Genomic DNA, 1,967 nt, shown 5'->3' with positions numbered 1-1,967 from the left:
GCCAACTATTCTACTCCCGACTCCCGACTCCCTACTCCCTACTCCCTACTCCCTACTCCCTACTCCCTACTCCCTACTCCCTACTCCCTACTCCCTACTCCCTACTCCCGATTACTCTTGCGTCAAACGGGTCATAACCTTATTGGACCGTTCCACAAACGCCTTCATGCCTTCGGCATCAAAGCCTTTCTGGGCCATCAGTGCCAGGTCATAGACATGCTGACAAATCATGCTAGCCAATTCCGCTGAGGGAGACTGACCGCCACTCTGAATAATACTGCTTTGACTGAGGTTGACTAGATTCTGAATCAGTGGGTGGGTGGTATTGACCACTAAAATATGTTCCTCTGGGAACTGCACTGACTCCTGCTGCATCATGGCAGTCATTTCCTGTAGACGGCGCATTGCTTCCGGTAACAATACCATTGCCGGTGGGGTGCCTTGGGGGTCATCAGACTTGAGGGCTTGAGTCCGGACATTGACCTTAGGCTTATTAATCGCTTGCTCGAACAGTTCCTTAATCAGGTCAGAACGGGTTTTGTTGGTCTTCGGGTCAACAATCTCTTTTTCCTGCTCCTTATCAACAAGGGTATCATCCAAGTCCGAATCGACCCGAGAGAACTTAGCCTCTGTATATTCCCGTTCCAAGAAGCTAATGTAGTGGGTGTCGATAAAGGAGTCCATAAATAGGACTTCTAACCCTTGATTTTTGTGCAGTTCTACATAAGTGGCTTGGCTAGCCTCATCAGTGCAATAGAATACCCGATTTTCGTGATTTTCTTTATTGCGCTCTAGATACTCTTTGATGGTAGTGTAGGGTTGAGAAGAGGAAGACTTGTCCTTTTCTGTGCCAGCATCTGGAGTGACATCCTCCCAAGCATCCCCCTCTTGGGATTGCACTTCTACCTTAGGGGTGTCAGTAGGGGTATCAGTGGTTGGAGCTTCGGAACTTTCCACCGGTTGATAGGTGGTGCGGAAGATCACAATATCTTCTACTTGTTTCTTAAACTTATCGCTATTGATGCAGCCAAACTTAACGAATGTACCCACATCTTGCCAGGAACGGATGTACTTATCCCGCTCATCTTGATACTGTTGCTTTAAGCGATCGCCAACTTTCTTAGCAATAAAGTCACCAATCCGAGCCACTGTCCTGTCCTTGGTCAGAGCAGAACGGGAAACATTCAGGGGAATATCAGGACTATCAATCACCCCTCGCAGTGGCATCAGGAAGTTAGGAATTACTTCCTCACAGTTGTCACTCACAAACACTTGATTACAGAAAAGCTTGATTTGCCCCTTAGTCACATCCACGTCTGGCTTTAGCTTAGGGAAATAGAGAATGCCATCAAGCAAGAAAGGATAATCTGTGTTTAGATGTACCCACAGCAAGGGTTCATCTTGGAACGGGTAAAGATAGCGATAGAATTCTAGATAGTCTTCTTTGGTCAGGTCTCTTGAAGATTTCTTCCACAGTGCCTCATGCTTGTTGATCACCTCATCTTCCAGCTTGATGGGCACTGCCATGAAATCACAGTAGGATTTGACTAGCTGACGAATCCGTGAGGGTTCTAGGTACTCCTGTTCCTCCTCTTGCATGGTCAGGGTAACGGTAGTACCCCGTTCGGTGCGCTCAGAATCCGATAGTTCAAAGGCTGGAGAACCATCACAGGCCCAATGAACCGCTGAAGCTCCTGATTGATAAGACAGGGTATCAATTTCCACCTTCTGAGCCACCATGAAAGCAGAATAGAAACCCAATCCGAAGTGACCGATAATCTGTTGGTCAGCTTCCTTTTGGTACTGCTGGATAAATTCTTCAGCGCTAGAAAAAGCAACTTGATTAATATACTTTTTCACCTCATCGGCAGTCATCCCAATGCCGTTATCTGAGATGGAGAGAGTTTTCTTATCCTTATCAATGGTAATTTTAATTTCCGGGTCTCCCACATCCCCGTCAATCTCCA

General features: G+C 46.8%; 1 protein-coding gene. It reads right to left on the bottom strand.

What is annotated here, in order from left to right; genetic code table 11:
* Nucleotides 1-111: 111 nt before the first annotated feature.
* Nucleotides 112-1,967 (bottom strand): molecular chaperone HtpG (gene htpG / locus F6J94_RS33405; protein WP_293048155.1); only part of this gene is annotated, 1,856 nt, incomplete at its 5' end.

It is taken from the genome of Moorena sp. SIO1F2 (assembly GCF_010672755.1).
Taxonomy (GTDB): domain Bacteria; phylum Cyanobacteriota; class Cyanobacteriia; order Cyanobacteriales; family Coleofasciculaceae; genus Moorena.
The sequence above is the reverse complement of the archived record's forward strand: the minus strand, read 5'-3'. Positions and strand labels throughout refer to the sequence as shown.